Annotated in this window: 20 protein-coding genes and 1 riboswitch; all 20 genes read left to right on the top strand. The window is 51.5% G+C overall.

Features of this window, described 5'->3' with window-relative positions; translation table 11 throughout:
• The first annotated feature begins 122 nt into the window (after positions 1-122).
• Positions 123-863 carry a DnaD domain-containing protein gene (locus E308F_RS09300; protein ID WP_141264654.1) on the top strand — a complete coding sequence of 247 codons (741 nt, stop codon included), beginning with the start codon at positions 123-125 and terminating at the stop codon, positions 861-863.
• Positions 864-950: 87 nt separating this feature from the next.
• Positions 951-1,703 (top strand): ATP-binding protein, encoded by a 753-nt coding sequence (locus E308F_RS09295; protein ID WP_253256493.1) that lies wholly within the window; start codon positions 951-953, stop codon positions 1,701-1,703.
• 144 nt (positions 1,704-1,847) lie between these two features.
• Complete coding sequence (locus E308F_RS09290; protein ID WP_141264652.1) at positions 1,848-2,126, top strand: FeoA family protein; 279 nt, start codon at positions 1,848-1,850, stop codon at positions 2,124-2,126.
• Positions 2,107-3,951: a ferrous iron transport protein B gene (gene feoB, locus E308F_RS09285; RefSeq protein ID WP_141264651.1), complete on the top strand. Its 1,845-nt coding sequence runs from the start codon at positions 2,107-2,109 to the stop codon at positions 3,949-3,951. Before E308F_RS09290 ends, feoB begins: the two co-directional genes overlap by 20 nt.
• A 36-nt stretch (positions 3,952-3,987) precedes the next feature.
• Complete coding sequence (locus E308F_RS15860; protein ID WP_172613624.1) at positions 3,988-4,152, top strand: hypothetical protein; 165 nt, start codon at positions 3,988-3,990, stop codon at positions 4,150-4,152.
• Between the two features lie 133 nt (positions 4,153-4,285).
• Positions 4,286-4,900 carry a phosphate propanoyltransferase gene (gene pduL, locus E308F_RS09280; RefSeq protein WP_141264650.1) on the top strand — a complete coding sequence of 205 codons (615 nt, stop codon included), beginning with the start codon at positions 4,286-4,288 and terminating at the stop codon, positions 4,898-4,900.
• A gap of 146 nt (positions 4,901-5,046) precedes the next feature.
• A complete protein-coding gene (locus E308F_RS09275; protein WP_141264649.1) occupies positions 5,047-5,244 on the top strand; it encodes a hypothetical protein in 198 nt (65 codons plus the stop codon).
• A 147-nt stretch (positions 5,245-5,391) separates the two neighbouring features.
• Positions 5,392-6,201: an IclR family transcriptional regulator gene (locus E308F_RS09270; RefSeq protein ID WP_141264648.1), complete on the top strand. Its 810-nt coding sequence runs from the start codon at positions 5,392-5,394 to the stop codon at positions 6,199-6,201.
• Positions 6,202-6,420: 219 nt separating this feature from the next.
• Positions 6,421-8,061 carry a glutamate synthase-related protein gene (locus tag E308F_RS09265; RefSeq protein WP_141264647.1) on the top strand — a complete coding sequence of 547 codons (1,641 nt, stop codon included), beginning with the start codon at positions 6,421-6,423 and terminating at the stop codon, positions 8,059-8,061.
• 121 nt (positions 8,062-8,182) lie between these two features.
• On the top strand, positions 8,183-8,965 hold the full coding sequence (locus E308F_RS09260) for an IclR family transcriptional regulator (protein ID WP_253256494.1): 783 nt from the start codon (positions 8,183-8,185) through the stop codon (positions 8,963-8,965).
• Positions 8,966-9,061: 96 nt separating this feature from the next.
• Positions 9,062-9,388: a hypothetical protein gene (locus E308F_RS09255; RefSeq protein ID WP_172613625.1), complete on the top strand. Its 327-nt coding sequence runs from the start codon at positions 9,062-9,064 to the stop codon at positions 9,386-9,388.
• Between the two features lie 138 nt (positions 9,389-9,526).
• Complete coding sequence (locus E308F_RS09250) at positions 9,527-10,219, top strand: class I SAM-dependent methyltransferase (RefSeq protein WP_141264645.1); 693 nt, start codon at positions 9,527-9,529, stop codon at positions 10,217-10,219.
• 147 nt (positions 10,220-10,366) lie between these two features.
• Positions 10,367-10,492 (top strand): ATP-binding cassette domain-containing protein, encoded by a 126-nt coding sequence (locus E308F_RS16910; protein WP_172613734.1) that lies wholly within the window; start codon positions 10,367-10,369, stop codon positions 10,490-10,492.
• A gap of 74 nt (positions 10,493-10,566) precedes the next feature.
• Positions 10,567-11,553, top strand: coding sequence for a biotin synthase BioB (bioB, locus tag E308F_RS09240; protein ID WP_141264644.1), 987 nt, complete (start codon positions 10,567-10,569; stop codon positions 11,551-11,553).
• A gap of 121 nt (positions 11,554-11,674) precedes the next feature.
• A complete protein-coding gene (gene bioF, locus E308F_RS09235) occupies positions 11,675-12,880 on the top strand; it encodes an 8-amino-7-oxononanoate synthase (RefSeq protein ID WP_253260434.1) in 1,206 nt (401 codons plus the stop codon).
• Positions 12,881-12,940: 60 nt separating this feature from the next.
• A complete protein-coding gene (locus E308F_RS09230) occupies positions 12,941-13,807 on the top strand; it encodes a 6-carboxyhexanoate--CoA ligase (RefSeq protein ID WP_172613626.1) in 867 nt (288 codons plus the stop codon).
• The gene (bioD, locus tag E308F_RS09225) at positions 13,777-14,514 is read left to right on the top strand and encodes a dethiobiotin synthase (RefSeq protein ID WP_141264642.1); all 738 of its coding nucleotides are present in this window, start codon (positions 13,777-13,779) and stop codon (positions 14,512-14,514) included. Before E308F_RS09230 ends, bioD begins: the two co-directional genes overlap by 31 nt.
• 26 nt (positions 14,515-14,540) lie before the next feature.
• Positions 14,541-15,908 carry an adenosylmethionine--8-amino-7-oxononanoate transaminase gene (bioA, locus tag E308F_RS09220; RefSeq protein WP_141264641.1) on the top strand — a complete coding sequence of 456 codons (1,368 nt, stop codon included), beginning with the start codon at positions 14,541-14,543 and terminating at the stop codon, positions 15,906-15,908.
• Between the two features lie 258 nt (positions 15,909-16,166).
• Positions 16,167-16,270, top strand: a riboswitch (SAM riboswitch).
• A 264-nt stretch (positions 16,271-16,534) separates the two neighbouring features.
• The gene (locus tag E308F_RS09215; protein ID WP_172613929.1) at positions 16,535-17,167 is read left to right on the top strand and encodes a phosphate ABC transporter ATP-binding protein; all 633 of its coding nucleotides are present in this window, start codon (positions 16,535-16,537) and stop codon (positions 17,165-17,167) included.
• Between the two features lie 2 nt (positions 17,168-17,169).
• The gene (locus tag E308F_RS09210; protein WP_141264640.1) at positions 17,170-17,955 is read left to right on the top strand and encodes an ABC transporter permease; all 786 of its coding nucleotides are present in this window, start codon (positions 17,170-17,172) and stop codon (positions 17,953-17,955) included.
• The last annotated feature ends 260 nt before the right edge of the window (positions 17,956-18,215 follow it).

The following is an 18,215-nucleotide window of genomic DNA, read 5'->3' as shown; positions in this document are numbered from 1 at the left end:
ATAATTATAATCCATATTTAGCTATGAGCAATGCCTTTAACAATCCCTGATTAAATTTGGCCAGAAGTATTGGTCGATGGTATAATAGAGTACTGCTAGGAGTTACCAGGGGGAGGGTAGGTATGGCTAGTAATAATAATTTCCAGACGCTGGCAACAGCCCTGTTAGAAGCAGGCAGCCTGGTTATCCCTGACCTGCTTATCAAGTTTTATGCCCGGTTGGGCCTGACAGAAGCGGAAATGATGGTTTTAATCCATCTCCTGCACTGGCGCCAGGTGGAAGATGAACGTTTTCCCACCCCGGAAAAAATCAGCCAGTACATGAACCTGGATAGTGAAGAAGTAAAGAATTTAATCGCTTCTATTATTGAAAAAAAACTCCTAGCTGTCGAACCCTATTACCATCATTCCCTGGGCCGCTGGCAAAATATCTTTTCCTTTACACCCCTCTGGACTAAATTAATTCAAGTAGCTTTGGATGATTACAACACAGTTACAGAGGTACAAAAGGAAACGACTGCCACAGCTGCCCGGCAGGGAGAATTGTACCAAGCCTTTGAAAAGGAGTTCGGCCGCCCCCTGTCTCCCCTGGAAAGCGAGCAACTGAAAGCCTGGTGCCAGGACGACCAGATACCCATTGAATTATTACAGGAAGCCCTGCGACGGGCTGTATTGCGAGGCATCCTTAACTTTCGTTATATTGACTCCATTTTAAAGGACTGGCAACGCCATAATATCCGTACCGTTGCCGAAGCTATGGCCTACGATGAAAAACTAAAAACAAAGAAAACCCGTTCTACCCGCCCTTCCAGCTCATCCACCCGGAAGGATAAATACCGTGAGCTCTACCGGCTTAACCCGTAAAGTTAAGGGAGGGGTACAGGCCAGCCCATGGAAAGGATACATATTCCCCCTCAATTAATAACTAAAAATAAAGGCCAGGAAGGACCAGTGGAGTTACCGACTTTCCAGTGCCCCCTGTGCCAGGACCGGGGCCTTATCATCCGCGACGGCCGGGCTTATCGCTGCCGCTGCATGCAGCAAAGGGCCTGGCAAAACCGCCTGCGGGCAGCCAACCTGGCACCCCAGTTGAGCAGGTATACCTTTCAAAACTTTGACCTTAAGTATTACTCCCGTACCTTAAACGACGAACTTACGGGTACCACTTACTACGAAAGCGCCCGTCGCTGCTTGGAAGCTGCCCGGCGTTTTGTCGCCACCTACCGCCAGGAAACCCGTGGTCGCGGCCTCTTTATCTTTGGACCCGTAGGGAGCGGCAAAACCTTCCTGGCAGCTGCCATTGCCAATGCTTTAACGGCTGCTGGCCGAGAAGTTCTTTTTACCGTTGTTCCTGATTTGCTGGATGCCATCCGGGCCACCTATGACCGCCGGCCCCAGGAAGGCAACCAGACGGAGCTGGAACTCATCGATACGGCCCGGAAAGTGGCTGTCCTGATCCTAGACGACCTGGGTGCCCATAATTATACCGAGTGGACATGTAATAAAATTTATTCCTTGATAAACTATCGTTTAATCAACGAACTACCGACAGTAATAACCAGCAATCTCGACTTAAAGGCTCTGGAAGATTACCTGGGGGAACGGACAACTTCCCGCCTGGTCCAGCTCTGCCAGTCCTATCACTTACCTGTGGCTGAAGACATCCGCTGTGTTATCAGCCGCGAAGGCGTCACCAAAAAGTGAGCCTTTTTCTTTGCCACCCCATTGACATTGATTCTCATTTGTCTTAAGATATTTATAGAAGCCCATTGATAATCTTTATCATTTACTCGGACAGCATCAAGCAGGGATTCGCGCATAAAAATTGGTAGCAGGGAGGGAAAGATCATGACTCTGGATGAAGCACGGGAAGGACAACGTTGTCGCATCCTGTCCCTGCCGGGGCGGGGCATTCGCGCCCAGGCCATCCGTTTCGGCATCAGTGAAGGGGAACTCATCACCTGTACCAGTGTCATTCCTGGCGGCCCCATTATCGTGGCCAAAAACCGCCAAGAAATAGCCATCGGCAGGGGCCTGGCCCAAAAGATAACCGTTGAACCTGTCTCCGCCCCGTATCCGGTCAAATCCCCGGTAAGGAGGCGTGCCTATGGCCTGCCACGATCTTAATTGTGAGTTAAATATACCCGCAGGCGCGCGCAAGATAGTCCTGGCCGGTAATCCTAATGTCGGCAAATCGGTCTTCTTCAATGCCTTCACCGGCCTTTACGTGGATGTTTCCAACTTTCCCGGCACCACCCTGGGAATCAGTCATGCCCGGATAGGGAATGACTTTATTTTGGACACGCCCGGCGTCTACGGCGTTTCTTCCTTTAATGAAGAAGAAAAAGTGGCCCGGGACGTCATCCTGGCAGCCGACATCGTCATTAATGTCGTTGATGCCGTCCACCTGGACCGGGACCTTTTCCTCACCCAGCAGATCATTGACATGGGTATTCCCATGGTAGTCGCCCTGAACATGATCGATGAAGCCGCCCGGCAGGGAATCAAGATCGATGTTCAGAAAATGGAGGAGTTGCTGGGGGTACCCGTTATCCCTACGGTAGCGATAAAAAAGCAGGGGTTTGAGGAAATCAAACAGGCCGTTGCTCGCGCCCGCAAAGGCCACAGCCTGCCCGAGCTGGAAAAAATGTTGCCCCTGCTGGAAAAGAAGACCCGCAACCGTGCGGAAGCTTTACTTATCCTTGAAGGCGACCCCTTTGTTGCCGCCCGCCACCGGGTGAAACCCATGGACAGGCAGGAAGAGATCTACCTGGCCCGGCGGCGCCGGGTTGATGCCATAGTAGCAGCAGTAGTCCAGGAAACTAACGCCGGGGCTTCCTGGAGTACCCGCCTCAGCCGCTGGATGATGCTGCCCATTACGGGTATTCCTTTGTTAATTTTAACCCTGTGGATACTCTATGAATTTATCGGCGTCTTTGTGGCCCAGACAGTGGTGGGCATCACTGAAGAGGGCATCATGCAGGGCTATTATGAACCATTTATCCGTAATTTTATTGGTTCCAGGATACCACTATCTTCCATCCTGGGAACCCTTTTAATAGGTGAATTTGGTATCCTTACCATGACGGTAACTTATATCCTGGGCCTGCTGCTTCCCCTGGTCCTGGGATTTTACCTGAGCCTGTCGGCCCTGGAGGATTCCGGTTACCTGCCCCGGATAGCCGTCCTGGTGGACCGGGTGCTCATGCGCCTGGGATTAAATGGTCGCGGGATTATTCCCATAATCCTGGGCTTTGGCTGTGTCACCGCGGCTACCATTACCACTCGTTTGTTGGCCAGTCCAAGGGAACGCCGCATTGCCACCTTCTTGTTGGCCATGGCCATACCCTGTTCAGCCCAACTGGCGGTAATCACCAGCATGCTGGGACGCCTGGGACCCGGCTATACCTTCCTGTATGTCATCATCGTGGCCAGCATTCTGGTTCTCGCCGGGACGGTTTTAAACCGGCTGTTGCCCGGGAAACCCAGCGATCTTTTAATTGACATACCGCCCCTAAGGTTACCCCAGCCTGTTAATGTCCTGAAAAAGACGGCAACCCGGACCAGGAACTTTATCCAGGAAGCTACCCCCTTATTTGCCGGCGGTGCCCTTCTCATCGGTATTTTGCAGGTTACCGGCCTTTTAGATACTTTGCAAAATTGGCTTTCGCCCCTTACCGTAAACTGGCTGCAACTACCCAAAGAAACGGCCACCGCCTTTATCATGGGTTTTGTCCGTCGGGATTTCGGGGCTGCCGGTCTATATAGCCTTCCTCTGACACCGCCCCAGTCCCTGGTAGCCCTGGTGACCATCACTATCTTCGTCCCCTGTATTGCCTCGGCCCTGGTCATTTTTAAAGAGCGCGGCTGGCGTGAAGGAATCATTATCTGGCCGTCAATCCTCTTCCTGGCCTTCCTGATTGGTGGACTAATATCCCAGATTTTGATTTAACCAGCCAGTAAGCCAGCCGGTAAGGAGGAATGAGATATGGTAACAAGTTGCTCCCAGAAATGCCCCCGGTGCGGCTACCCGGTGCATACCCCCCGGCTGATGCGTTGCCCCCGCTGCCGGACCCTGCTCAACGGCAACTGTCAAGGTCACTGCCAGGGTTGCATCTTAAAGGGCCGGCAAGCCAAAAAGAAGGCCACATAAATTTAAGATTGCGAATATATACCATCCCCCTTGCGTCTGCCGCCGAATGGTTCTATAATAAGGTTGAACGGTAGAATTTTAGCCTCGAATGGTTATTACGGACATCCGGGATGAGTAAGGGGGAGGAGTTAAAATGCAAAAATTCCTGTTTGAAGTGCCGGTAGGCGTATCCGGACGGCATGTGCATCTCACCAGGGAACATCTCCAGACTCTCTTTGGCCCAAGCTATGAACTAACGAAAGTAAAGGATCTGGTCCAACCGGGTGAATTTGCGTCCAAAGAAACAGTTACCGTAGTAGGACCCAAGGGTGTGCTGGAAAAAGTCCGGATCATCGGTCCCCTTCGTTCGTACAGCCAGGTGGAATTATCCCGGACCGATTGTTTTAAACTGGGTGTTAACCCTCCCGTTCGCGATTCAGGAGATCATGAAGGTTCTCCCGGATGTGTCCTAGTCGGACCAGCAGGGGTAGTAACCCTTAATCACGGCGTCATCATGGCCCTACGCCACATTCATATGCCCACTAATGAAGCCAGGCGTTATGGTCTGAAGGATAAGGATAGGGTAAATGTACGGGTAGGAGGCGAACGCGGGCTGGTCTTCCAGAACGTCCTAGTACGTGTCCATCCCAATTACCGTCTTGAGTTCCACGTCGATACCGACGAAGCCAACGCCTGTCTGTTAAATAACGACGACATCGTTCAGGTGCTAGCCCCCGCAGGAGAAAAAGTACTAAGCATGGTGGGTTAATAGCAGCTTGACTGTAAACTTTAAATTAAGGTTCGTAAAGCTCCTTGAGAGGAGCTTTTTGTTTTTGCGGGGTTTGATAGCTACCGGCAGGAACTTAACAGCATTACAGCGAAATAAAAATAATGTAGAAGGAGGTGCGGTCAGTTATGAAGATACCAGTTTGTGACCGCTGTAAAGCCAGGAACGTGGAGGGTATTATCTGTCACCATTGCGATACTGCTTATTGTTACGACTGCCTGGAAACCAATCCTCCTGATATGCGTATCTGTCCAACCTGCGGCCAGTTCCTGTGCAACGAATGTTATGAGGGCATGATTCAGTGCGATCTTCTCACCCGCAAATAACCCGCTGTAAGCGGGTTTTTTATTTTTCTCTTGACATGTTAACCTCTAGCGAACTAAAATTAAAACATAGTGAAAACCTTTTTCATCATTTAAAAAATAACTATTGATAAGACTGCCATCATATTACTTTTAAAGGAGATCATTTAAATGGCCAGAGAAAAAAACAATGCTGAAGAGAGCAAGACCGTTCAGGCAGTAGAAAGGGCTTTAGCCATTATGGATGCCTTGGCCGAAGCCGGCGTACCCATGGCCATTAGCGACTTAGCTGATAAAGTCCAGTTAAATATAAGCACCGTCCACCGTCTACTGAGCACCCTTATCGTCAAGGGTTACATCGAGCAGGAACCAGAAACAAGCCGTTACAAACTGGGCTTAAAACTCTTTGCCATGGGTAAAACCGCCCTCTATGCCCAGGACCTGCAAACCATCGGCCGGCCCTTCCTGGAAGAACTGGTACGGCGCTGCAATGAAACAGCCAACCTGGCCATCCTCGACGACCGGGACGTAGTTTACATCGACCAGGTGGAATCCAACAATATTGTAATTGTCCGCATGTTTGCCAGGGTGGGCAGCCGTGGTCCAGCCCACGCCACCGGTTCCGGCAAAATGCTTCTCAGTTCATTAACTGATGAAGAGCTGGATAAGCTCTTTGCCGGCGTCCAGCTGGAGCAGTATACAAGTGAGACAATTACCGATGTAGCCATCCTAAAAAAGGAACTGCAGCGCATCCGGCGCCAGGGTTATGCCATTGACCTGGGGGAAAGGGATGAAAATGTCCGCTGTGTGGCTGCGCCCATCCGTAACCATGAGGGTAAAGTGGTAGCTGCCATCAGTGTCTCCGGGCCTGATACCCGGATTACAAACTATTATTTAAATAATGAGCTGGTAGATATCGTCCTTAGCGTAGCCCGGGAGATGTCTAAACGTTTGGGGTACGCAGGTAATGATTTAAAATGAAATTTGGTTTCATAGGTTAAATCAGTTTTAATTTAGCTATTATGTATACAATATTCTGGGTACTTTTCTTTTTTACATAGTGAAAGAATCTTTCATTGACAAGCATGATCCCCCCTACTAAAATTAAATCCGGAGGCTGCGAAAGCGGCTTTCACCGTATGATAATTGGCATCGGAGCGGTGAAAGCAAAAACCTATTGGAAGCGGGGGATAAAAAGCAATGATTCAGTGGCCAAAACAAAATGATGTCCTGGGAACCGTTAATCGCGGTAATCCGGCAGAATCAGGTTTATGTACATTGTGCCGGGCAGATTGCCAGGGGAAATGCGAGACCTGGATGGCCAGTATTGTTGGACGCAAGCTCCTCTATCCGCGGGATTTTGGTACTGTTACGGCCGGAAGCTCAAACACAACCCATGTAGGAATTTCTTATAACTCCTTGAGAATCCTTGGATACAACTACGGCGCATACGGCCTGACAAAGGGCCTCTCTAATAGTGCGGATGACTGTATTTTCCCCAATGTAAACGTGGAGACAGAATTTGGTAGTGAGGTAAAAACCAAAGTCAAAGTCCCGATCATGACGGGAGCATTAGGCTCTACCTTTATCGCCGCGAAGTACTGGGATTCCTTTTCTATCGGTGCTGCCTTAGTGGGCATCCCGATCGTTATTGGGGAAAATGTCGTCGGGATTGACAAGGAAGCCGTTATTGAAAATGGTAGGATTGTTAAAGCCCCGGAATTAGATCGGCGTATTCAGACCTATTTGAAATACTATGATGGATATGGCGCCATAATTGTCCAAATGAACGTAGAAGACACCCGCAACGGTGTTGCTGAATACGTCATTGAGAAATACGGCGATAAGGTCATTCTGGAACTGAAGTGGGGTCAGGGCGCCAAGGATATCGGCGGAGAAATTCAGGTTACCGATCTCGACTATGCTATCTTCTTAAAGAACAGGGGCTATGTAGTCGATCCGGATCCGACCGTTCCGGAAGTGCAAGAAGCCTTTAAGAGTGGAGCCCTCAAATCATTCGCCCGCCACAGCCGCCTAGGCTATACAGATCTCACCAGCTTTGACCAGGTAAGAGAAAACTTTATGGCAGCCATTGAGTACCTCCGTGGGTTGGGCTACAAGCGGATTACCTTGAAGACCGGTTCCTATGGTATGGAAGCCCTGGCTATGGCTATCAAGCTCGCTACTGATGCGAAACTTGATTTGCTTACCGTAGACGGCTCAGGCGGCGGTACCGGAATGAGCCCGTGGAACATGATGGAGACCTGGGGCGTCCCCTCCATTCTGCTTCATTCTAAAGCCTATGAATATGCCAGCCTGTTAGCTGCCAGGGGTAAGAAAGTTGTCGATATGGCCTTTGCCGGCGGATTGGCCAGGGAAGACCATATTTTCAAAGCTTTAGCTCTGGGTGCGCCCTACGTTAAGCTGGTATGTATGGGACGAGCCTTAATGATTCCTGGTTTTGTCGGGTCCAATATTGAAGGTGTACTCCATCCCGAAAGACGCGCAAAAGTCAACGGTAACTGGGAGAGTCTACCCAAAACTGTGGCTGAATTAGGTACGAAAGCTGAGGAGATTTTTGCCGGCTACTATGATGTTCAGAAGAAAGTCGGCGCTGAAGAAATGAAAAATATTCCTTACGGTGCCATTGCCTTCTGGACTCTGGCCGATAAGCTGACAGCAGGATTGCAGCAATTAATGGCCGGAGCCCGCAAATTCTCTCTGGATCAGATCACCAGGAATGACATCGCTTCTGCTAACCGGGAAACTGAGGCCGAAACCGGCATTCCTTTTATCACCGATATCCAAGATGAGTTTGCCCGAAAGATCCTGCTCAGTTAGTAGAGAATACTGCTTTGTTCGGGTTGTCCGACCGGAGTTTCTGGTTTTCTGGAAACACGGAAAGATAGTCGAAATATCTTGGATGCCGATGCGTTAATCTTCACATGGGGGGGATATACCGGTGACGAGGGTTAATAAAACAAAGGGAGTCCAGGCCGTTGACCGGGCCCTGGCCATCCTGGAAACCCTAGCCCGGGAAGGCTCCCCCATGATGCTTTCGGCCATCAGTGCCGAACTCAGGCTGAATATAAGTACTGTTCACAGGTTGTTAAATGCCCTGGCGGCCCATGGTCTGGTTGAGCAGGAACCTTACCAGGGCCGCTACCGCTTGGGAATCAGAGCCTTTGAGATTGGCAACCGCGCCCTTTACAGCCTGGACATCCGGTCCATAGCCCGGCCGGCATTACACCAGCTGGTAGACGATTTTAATGAAACGGCCAACCTGGCGATCTTAGATAAATATGAAGTCGTCTATATTGACCAGGTCGAGTCCAGTAACATCATCAAGATGCTGGCGCGGCCGGGTACCCGCGCCCCAGCTTACTGTACCGGCGCAGGAAAAGTCCTCCTCGCCTATTTAAGTGAAAACCAGTTAAATATGTTTCTCCGGGAAGTTCCCCTCTTCCCTTATACTGCCACAACAATCATCGATCCTATCCAGCTGCGGGAAGAGTTGCAAAAAATCCGCCGCCAGGGCTTTGCCCTGGATCACGGGGAGAGGGAGGAAGGGGTTCGTTGCGTTGCCGCCCCAGTATTTAACCATGAAAATAAAGTTATAGCCGCCGTAAGTGTTGCAGGTCCAGCCAACCGGATGCCGCCAGAGTTGATGGCAGGTAAACTGGCTACCGCTGTTGTTCAGGTTGCCCTGCAAATTGGCCAGCATTTAGGTTATCAACATCGATAAACTTTAATAAAGGTTTATTGCTGAGGGTATTTTACGGGCTTAATTGGGTAATACTAACATCAAACCTGAAATTATCCAGAGGAGGGTTTGATGTTAGTGGAAATTTATCGTGCCCGTCGATTTAATCGTAACGCTAGAGGTGATTTAAGCGTTTCCAGTAACGGTATCCGGCTCCGCGGTGCTGCCTTCCAGCATTTACGTGGTAGTCAATACATTATGATTGGCGTTGATGGTAAGAAGTTAATCTTAAAGAAGAGCGATGACCCGTCTAATTTAAAATTAAGGCTCGCAGCCCAAGGTAAAATCGGGGAAATAGGAGGCAAACATCTGACCCAGTGGCTGGTGGAGCGAGGATTTCACAAAGGTCAGTATCAAGTCCAGCTGGATGCAGACCAGGTTATTGTCAATCAGGAGCTGGCTTAAAGTTGCTTGGAAAAGGACCCGCAAGGGTCCTTTTCTTGTGGATGTTCAGGTAAAGAAAAACTAAATACAAAAAGGAAAATAGCCATTAATGGCGAATATGGTATACCATAAATTAAGTTAGGAAAGGAGAGCCTGGCGATGGCTGAAATTTTTGATCATAAAGCCAGCGATTATGACGATTGGTACAACCGTCCCCTGGGGGCCCTGGTGGACCGCATAGAAAAAGAGCCTGTATATGCTTATTTAGAACCCCGGGCTGGTGAACATATTCTCGATGTCGGCTGTGGTACCGGCAATTTTTCCTTAGAACTGGCCCGGTTGGGGGTAAAGGTGACCGGCATAGACATTTCCGAGCCCATGCTGGCCACGGCGCGTCGCAAGGCCGCTACAGCAGGGCTGGAAATCGAATTTCTCCATGCCGACGCCATGAAGTTACCCTTTGCCGATAACACCTTTGATAAGATAGTTTCGGTTACGGCCCTGGAATTTGCGCCGGATTTAAAGGCCGCCCTGGCGGAGGGTTACCGCGTGCTAAAGCCAGGGGGAAGGATGGTCATCGGCCTCATCGGCGGCAACAGTCTCTGGAGCCGCCATTATGAGGCCCGGGCCGCCCGGGAGCCAGACAGCCTCTTCCGGTATGCAAAATTTTATACCCTGCCCGAACTCCTGGCTGCCATGCCCGGTAAAAACGTTAAGGGTAAAGCCGTTCTCTTCTTCGGTCCCGACTTTGATGGCACAAAAGTAGAAGAGGCCCTGGCCATCGAAGCTGCCGCCGCTAAAGAAGGCCGCACCGATGGCGGGTTTATTGTAGCGGTGAGTTATAAAGCCTAAAGATGCCGGGCAGTGATCATCAAAGTATTACCCCTTCTAGAATACTTCCACGGAGGGGGTATTTTTTTGCCTTTTCGGAGTTATTTAACCTTGACACCTTTCCCGATCTGGGTTGGGAACCTTCGGCTTCACCCGGGACCTGAATGAATTTACCCCACCTACAAGCTCACCGGTCTCTCCGGACCCAACGGCGACGGTAAGTCCACCTGCCTGAAGATCATTGCCGGCCTCAGCCGATTAAAAGCCGGCTGGAACGAGAGCGGCCATTTGTAAACCAAATCATCATTTTAAGTTGACAATTATCAAAAGGTCTTATATGATCAAGAGAAAATACAGGAGGGGTTTATATGGGACAATACTATTCCGACATAATAAGGATCGGTGACAGGATACTGGCAGGTGGGGATATTACATATGAAGAAGCCGTCCTGCTGGGTAAGGCCAGGGGCAGCGATATATTTTTGCTGTGCGGATTTGCCAGTGAGATAAGGGAGAAATTTGCCGGCAATAAGGTAGACCTGTGTTCCGTGATCAACGCTAAATCGGGCAATTGCCCTGAAGACTGCGCATTTTGCTCGCAGTCGGCCCATCATAACACCGATATAAGTCGTTACCCTTTAATGAGCGAAGACGAGATTGTAGAACAGGCCATTCAAAAGGAAAAGAACGGAGCTAAACACTGTGATATAGCTACCAGCGGTTTGGGGTATAACGGCGATGAAGAAGAGTTCGAGGCAATCATAAGAGCATTTACAAAAATGAAAGAGAAGACCAATCTTAAACTGTGCGCATGCCTTGGCACCCTTACAAGGAAGGCGGCAAAAAAGTTAGCGGCAGCAGGGGTGGTGCGCTATAACCACAACTTAGAAACGGCGAGGAGTTTTTTCCATAATATAGTTACAACCCATACGTATGACGAGAGGATTGAGACCATCAGATATGCTAAAGAAGCGGGAATGGAAGTCTGTTCCGGCATGATAATCGGCATGGGCGAGAGCATGGAACAGCGGATCGAGCATACGTTTTTGTTAAAAGAATTGGATGTGGACGCAGTACCTGTAAATGTATTAAATCCAATTAAAGGTACAAGGCTAGAAGGCGCAAAACCTTTATCAGCAATGGAAATAATTAAGACCTTCGCAATAATAAGGTTCATTTTACCGGACAAGAACATAAGATATGCAGGTGGTAGGGAGGTTAACCTGAGGAGCCTGCAGCCGTTGGGGTTTATCGCCGGGTTAAACGGGATGCTTATAGGAAACTACCTGACGACGCCGGGCCAAGGTGCTAATAAGGACTTACAAATGCTGGAGGATCTGCAATTAGAATACTGATATACCGAAATATAGGTAGGAGCTATAATTGAATGCCGCGGGTATGCCCAGGATAGGCGCTGTTTGCGGCTTTTCCTATGCAGGAAATGTCAACATTGATAATGAATAGCAGTTTACAATAGTGAATAAACCTGCCAGGCGAGGGATAGATTTGGTTGATTTTCTAGCTAAAGAACTGGAGCTGTTAAAGGCGATCCACCTTTATCGCCGGTTACCCGGGCCACTGGAGAAGCCCCCTCGACCAGGAACGATCATAAACGGACATGATGTACTGCTCTTTTCCTCCAACAATTACCTGGGCCTGGCCCAACATCCCCGTGTCAAGGCTACGGCCGTAGAAGCGGTGGAAAGGTGGGGGACGGGAAGCGGAGGTTCCCGCCTGACCTCTGGTAATTTTGTTTTGCACCGCCAGTTGGAGGAGCGCATTGCCAGGTTCAAGGGTACGGAAGATGCCATTGTCTTTAGTTCCGGTTTCCTGGCCAACCTGGGGGTTATTTCGGCCCTGGTGGGTCGGGGGGACCTGGTGCTCAGCGACGAGTTAAACCATGCCAGCATAATCGACGGTTGCCGCTTGAGCCGGGCCACGGTTAAAGTTTTCCACCATAGGGACACAGCCCATTTAAGGGATATTCTCTTGGCCGAACGCAAATCACACCGCCGGTGCCTTATCGTTACCGACGGAGTTTTTAGTATGGACGGAGATATAGCTCCCCTGCCCCAATTGCTGCAGTTGGCCGAAGAGTTCCAGGCCCTGCTCATGGTAGATGACGCCCATGCCACCGGGGTTTTGGGCAAAAAGGGGGCAGGAACGGTGGAACATTTCGGCCTGGAAGGCCGGGGCATCATCCAAATGGGCACTTTAAGCAAAGCCCTCGGCAGTGAGGGCGGCTATGTAGCCGGTAATGCCATTTTAGTTGATTACCTGCGTAACCGCGCCCGTAGCTTTATCTTTTCCACCGCCCCTTCCCCGCCAGTAGTTGCTGCGGCCATGGCGGCCCTGGAAGTCCTGGAAGAAGAACCCCACCTTCTCGACCAGCTTCACGCCAACGTCCAGCGGCTTTACAGAGGCTTGAAAGAAATGGGCTTCAGGGTTTTGCCCACGGCATCAGCCATTATTCCCCTGATGGTAGGGGATGCCCACCACGCTATGGTCCTTGCGGCAGCCCTGGCGAAAAAGGGCGTGTTTGTGCCGGCCATTCGTCCGCCTACGGTGCCGGAAGGCACCAGCCGTTTAAGGATTACCGTCATGGCCACCCATAAACCGGAAGAACTGCAAAGGGCACTAGAAGCATTTCTGTCGGCGGGAAAAATGTTGGGACTCATTTAAAAATGCATGGGGATGATGGGAAAATCACAGCTAAAACTAAGACGCAAATTGAGGGAGGGATTGCTTCTGCAGGAAGAGGTATATAGCGTCCGGATGAGGGCTGCCCAGGGGGCTCCCCACGATAAGGAGGGCCGGCACATATCGGGGGCGGAAAGGATAGTCTCCTCGCAGCAGGTGGCTGCTGCCGTCCGGCAAATGCTTTGCCGGGCCAGAAACCATGCCCTCGGCAAACCTGATTTTATCAATATCAGCATCGAGCGTTTGCAGGCTTCTAAAATAAAGGGGATTACCGCCCTGCCGCTGGTCACGGTAAAAGCTGGCAATAATGAGCAGGCGCTCTCCTGCGCCCGCCAGCTTCTTTTGGCCAGCGGGGTATGGGAGCAGGCTGTGGACGAAGCCATAAGTCTCCTCGCCCGGGGTCCTGCGCCTGGCGGTGGCAACATGCGAGGGGCGGTGATCATGGATGCCCACAGCTGCAGGCGGCTGGAGCCCGACTCGTGGCGGGGAGTGCGCGTCTCCCGCATGGATTATACTCTCCGGGCGGCTAAAGAGTTATCGCGCCTCTTGGAACAGTTGGGTTTAAACCATTTCCGGATTAAGGAAGCCCTGGCCCTGGCCTCCAAGGTGATCTGGGCCGGAACCCTGGCCGAAATATGTTGTTCGGACGACCCCCATTATACCACTGGTTATGTTTCCTCCCGGTCCCTGGGCTATGTACGCATACCTTATTTGAAGCACCCTTCCTTTAAAGGAGGTCGGGTGTTCTTTGTCCGTATCCAGGATATAAATTTTGCAGAGTACCTCACCAGGCTGCAGGAGGAACCCGTTTTGATAACGCACATCAGCACTATAAATGGAGTAACAGACCTTACCTCAATACTGGAGGAGAATAGCCAATGGAGTATGCCAGAAAAGGTTACTTTATAACCGGAACGGATACCGGCGTGGGAAAAACGATAGTAACCGCCGGTCTGGCGGGCGTTCTCCGCCGGCATGGTATTGAGGCCGTGGCCATCAAACCGGTGCAAACCGGGGCGCTTGCTAGAAATGGGGAACTAGTTCCTGAAGATGCTTATTTTTACCGGGTGGCAGCCGGCCTTTCCCAGCCCCTTTACCAGTTAAACCTTTATCGCTTTACTCCGGCGTTATCACCTCACCTGGCGGCCAAGCTTTGCGGGGAAAAGATAGAGCCCCCAAAAGTAATAGATTTTTGCCGGCGGGCTCTTCTGCGCCACCAGTTGACTCTCATTGAGGGGGCCGGGGGTCTGTGTGTGCCCCTCTCTGGCCCTGACTTTACCATGGCCGACCTGGCCCGCGAACTTTCCTTGCCCCTAATTGTGGTGGCTAGAATAGGTTTAGGTACCATCAATCACACGGTGCTCACGTTGGCTTACGCCAAAAGCCTCGGACTAGAAATAGCAGGGATAGTTTTTAATGGCTTAAAGCAGCAAGAATTAGGTCCCGCTGAAAGGGACAATCCCGAAGTTGTAGCCCGGATGACCGGCGTGCCGGTGCTGGGTATTTTGCCCCACCTCACTGGGATAAGCGTGGAAGGCGGGGTTGCGGAGGGACTTTTGGCAGCTGTGGAGGAGTCCCTTTCCTGGCGTCAACTGGTTCCCTGGCTTAAACCTTAAACATAAAAGATTTGGAGGTGCTCCTGTTGAGCAGCTACGATCCCTCACTCCTCGAACAATGGGATAAGCAGTATGTCTGGCATCCTTTTACCCCAATGCAGCAATACCTTGAGGAAAAGCCCCTGATCATCATGCGGGGGGAAGGTAGCTACCTGATCGATGTTGAGGGAAACCGCTATTTGGACGGTATATCCTCCCTTTGGGTTACCGTCCACGGCCACTGCCACCCGGTGTTAAACCAGGCCATCAAGGAGCAACTGGATCGTATTGCCCATTCCACCCTTCTGGGACTTGCCAATGTACCTTCCATATTGCTGGCCAGGAAATTGGTGGAAATTACTCCACCGGGGTTAAACAAAGTCTTTTACTCTGACAGCGGGGCCACAGCAGTGGAAATTGCCCTCAAAATGGCCTTTCAATACTGGCAACAAAAAGAGGGTGGGCGCTATCATAAAAAAACCAGGTTCATCTCGCTAGTTAACGCCTACCACGGCGACACTGTCGGCTCAGTAAGTGTAGGGGGCATACCTCTTTTCCACAGTATTTTCAAGCCCTTACTTTTTGAATGCTTGCACGCCCCGGCACCATATTGTTACCGATGCCCGCTGGGCCTGGAAGAAGAAAGCTGTAAAATGGCCTGCCTCAACCAGCTAGAGGGGTTGCTGGAAAAGCACTGTGAGGAGGTTGCTGCCCTCATCATCGAGCCCCTTGTCCAGGGGGCGGCGGGCATGATCACCGCTCCAAACGGTTTCCTTCGCCGGGTACGGGACTTATGTTCAAAATACAACGTCCTGCTTATTGCCGACGAGGTAGCAGTGGGGTTTGGCCGCACGGGCCGTCTCTTCGCCTGCGAACACGAAGACGTCACCCCCGACTTAATGTGTCTGGCCAAGGGAATAACTGGGGGATACCTTCCTCTGGCCGCCACCCTGGCCAGCGACGAGATCTACGAGGCCTTTTTGGGGGCGCCGGAGGAATGCAAGACCTTTTACCACGGGCACACCTACACAGGCAATCCCCTAGCCTGTGCAGCGGCCCTGGCCAGTATTGAACTCTTTGAAAAAACAGGCCTGCTGGCCTCGCTGCAGTCCAAAATAGAGCTATTGCGCCGGGGCCTGCAGAACTTTTTGGATTTACCCCACGTGGGAGATATCCGCCAGCGCGGGATGATGGTAGGCATTGAACTGGTGGTGGATAAAGAGACCAGGGAGCCTTATGCTATGAAGGAGCAGATAGGTCACCGGGTTATTATGGAGGCCCGGCGAAGAGGGCTCGTTATACGCCCACTGGATAATGTAATTGTCCTCATGCCCGTGCTGTCGATGTCTGACGCGGAGCTTAACCGGGTTTTAGAAATCACCTATGAATCTATCGCCACAGTAACGGGCAGGTAAATAGAGGGGTTAGGCCCTTCACGATCTGAGCCTACGGCTGTTTTGTTTTTCCCGCCTTCGGATAAAAAGCTCCCAGCCGGTAATTTAAGTCGCTGCCTATATTCCGCACCCTTGAATAGTTTTGCAGCTTAAGGCGGGCAGGTTAAAGTTTTCTCAGCCCATCCAATGTGAGATGGAGGGATAGTTCCCCCGAAGGTATCTTGACACTGCAACCAGGTAATGGTATTAATTCATTAGCAAAACCGCAAATCGTCCCACGGCTTATCGCGAGAGGTGGAGGGAGGGCCACAAAGAAACCCGGCAACCTCGGCATTTAACCGGAAGGTGCCAGGTGCCTCAGGAAACCTCCTGGAAGATAAATTGACCCTTGTCCAACCTCTTCTTAAATCCGGGAAGGGGTTTTTATTTTACCCCGGAGTGGAAGATCTCCTGAACTGTATTTATAATTGGTGGGGGAGAACTTTTGCCCGGGACGAAGCGGTCCCCAGGGAAGGGAGTATATATGGGGGAAGCAAAATTTGAGCTAAGTGAGGTAACCCTGAAGCGTCCCGGCCGTAATACCGCCGGGGACGTAACGACTATCATTATCCTGAACAGAATAACTACATCCTTGTCTTAAAGGGAAAATCACCGCCGTTCTCGGGCCCTCCGGTTCCGGTAAATCCAGCCTGCTCAAGCTTCTAAACCGGTTGGAGGATCCGGCTGCCGGCCGTATTACCCTTGATGGCCAGGACTTAAAGAGCCTCAATATATTTACCCTGCGCCGGCGGGTGGGAATGGTCTGGCAGCTACCCACCCTCTTTCCCGGCACGGTGCTGGAGAACATCAGCTACGGTCCTCGCCTGCGGGGCATCTCGCTGTCCCGGACCAGGAGCGAGGAATTAATCCAGATGGTAGGCCTGGGAACAGAATTCCTGAACCGCCGGGCCGACAGCCTTTCCATCGGCCAGCAGCAGCGGGTTTCCCTGGCCCGGACCCTGGCCAACGAACCGGAGGTTTTGCTCCTTGATGAGCCGACGTCGGCCCTCGACCCCACAGCGGCGGCCAACATCTTGCACCTGATGGTCGACCTAAAAACTCGCCTGGGACTGACCATCATCTTCGTTACCCACCTCCTGGACCAGGCTCGCCAGGTTGCCGATGAAGTCCTTTTTTTGCATCACGGCGAAGTAGTCGAGGCAGCTCCGGCCCAGCAGTTTTTTACTGCCCCGCAAAACCCCCGCAGCAGGCTTTTCCTGTCCGGGCAGTTGGAGGGATAAGGATGCAGTATATCAATATCGGCTACGGCGATCTCCTCCTAGCCCTGATCCTCGTAGGAATTACCCTGGCCGTTTCCTTGTGGCAGCGCCTGGACCTCCACGGGGATCTATTTATCGGTACCCTCAGGACTTTTGTCCAGCTCACGGCCGTCGGTTACCTTTTGCAGGTGATCTTTAACCTTAACCGCTGGTATCTGGTGATACTGGCCTTAGGCATCATGTTACTGGTGGCTGCCGCCAACGCCTACCGCCGGCAACAGGAGCGCTGGCCCGGCTTATTTTTCATTATGCTCCTGGCCATAGCTCTGGGCGGGATTATAACCCTGGCCATTGTCATCGGTATTGTTTTAAAGGTAAAACCATGGTATCAGCCCCAGTATATTATCCCTATCGCCGGGATGATTGTGGGCAACGCTATGATCGGTGCCGCCCTGGCCATCAACCGTTTAACAAGGGAGATCAATGCCCACCGGGAGGAGATCGAGGCGGCCCTATCCCTGGGGGCGACTGCCTACCTGGCAGTCCTGCCTTACCTGCGTTCGGCCCTGCGAGCGGCCATGTTACCGACCATCAGCACTATGATGACGGTGGGTATTGTCCAGTTGCCAGGAATGATGAGCGGTCAGATCATTGCCGGTGCCAGCCCGGCGGCAGCTGTCAGGTACCAGGTCGTCGTCACTTATATGGTTGCCGCCGCTACGGCCCTGACTACCATTACCGCCACCCTGCTGGCCTACCGCTATTACTTTACGCCCAACCACCAGCTGAAACCGCCGTCCCAGCGCTGACGATTTCCAGTTTGATACCTCATTCGTCAGCAGGGGAGAGGGTACCATCGCCGTCCTTGATATGGACTGCTACCTCACATTTCCCATTTCGGGGAGGTGAGACATGGGGTACAAATTAACGCCTGCGGGGTTGGCGGCCTTGCTGGACGAACTGGTTACCACCCGCATGCACTGACCCTTTGCACCTCCTCGGGTTGGAGTTCTACCGACAACTTCTCTTGCAAGGATCGGAAAAAGTGTGGTCAGCAGTTCCTTGAACA

It is taken from the genome of Moorella sp. E308F, assembly GCF_006538365.1.
Classification (GTDB): domain Bacteria; phylum Bacillota; class DSM-521; order Neomoorellales; family Neomoorellaceae; genus Neomoorella.
This window is presented reverse-complemented; position numbering and strand designations above follow the sequence as displayed.

Coding starts and splice junctions, on each gene's coding strand:
- E308F_RS09275 (WP_141264649.1), top strand. CDS start 5,047: ATGAAGATACCAGTTTGTGACCGCTGTAAAGCCAGGAACGTGGAGGGT.
- feoB (WP_141264651.1), top strand. CDS start 2,107: ATGGCCTGCCACGATCTTAATTGTGAGTTAAATATACCCGCAGGCGCG.
- E308F_RS09265 (WP_141264647.1), top strand. CDS start 6,421: ATGATTCAGTGGCCAAAACAAAATGATGTCCTGGGAACCGTTAATCGC.
- bioB (WP_141264644.1), top strand. CDS start 10,567: ATGGGACAATACTATTCCGACATAATAAGGATCGGTGACAGGATACTG.
- E308F_RS09210 (WP_141264640.1), top strand. CDS start 17,170: ATGCAGTATATCAATATCGGCTACGGCGATCTCCTCCTAGCCCTGATC.
- E308F_RS09290 (WP_141264652.1), top strand. CDS start 1,848: ATGACTCTGGATGAAGCACGGGAAGGACAACGTTGTCGCATCCTGTCC.
- E308F_RS09250 (WP_141264645.1), top strand. CDS start 9,527: ATGGCTGAAATTTTTGATCATAAAGCCAGCGATTATGACGATTGGTAC.
- pduL (WP_141264650.1), top strand. CDS start 4,286: ATGCAAAAATTCCTGTTTGAAGTGCCGGTAGGCGTATCCGGACGGCAT.
- E308F_RS15860 (WP_172613624.1), top strand. CDS start 3,988: ATGGTAACAAGTTGCTCCCAGAAATGCCCCCGGTGCGGCTACCCGGTG.
- E308F_RS09270 (WP_141264648.1), top strand. CDS start 5,392: ATGGCCAGAGAAAAAAACAATGCTGAAGAGAGCAAGACCGTTCAGGCA.
- bioD (WP_141264642.1), top strand. CDS start 13,777: ATGGAGTATGCCAGAAAAGGTTACTTTATAACCGGAACGGATACCGGC.
- E308F_RS09300 (WP_141264654.1), top strand. CDS start 123: ATGGCTAGTAATAATAATTTCCAGACGCTGGCAACAGCCCTGTTAGAA.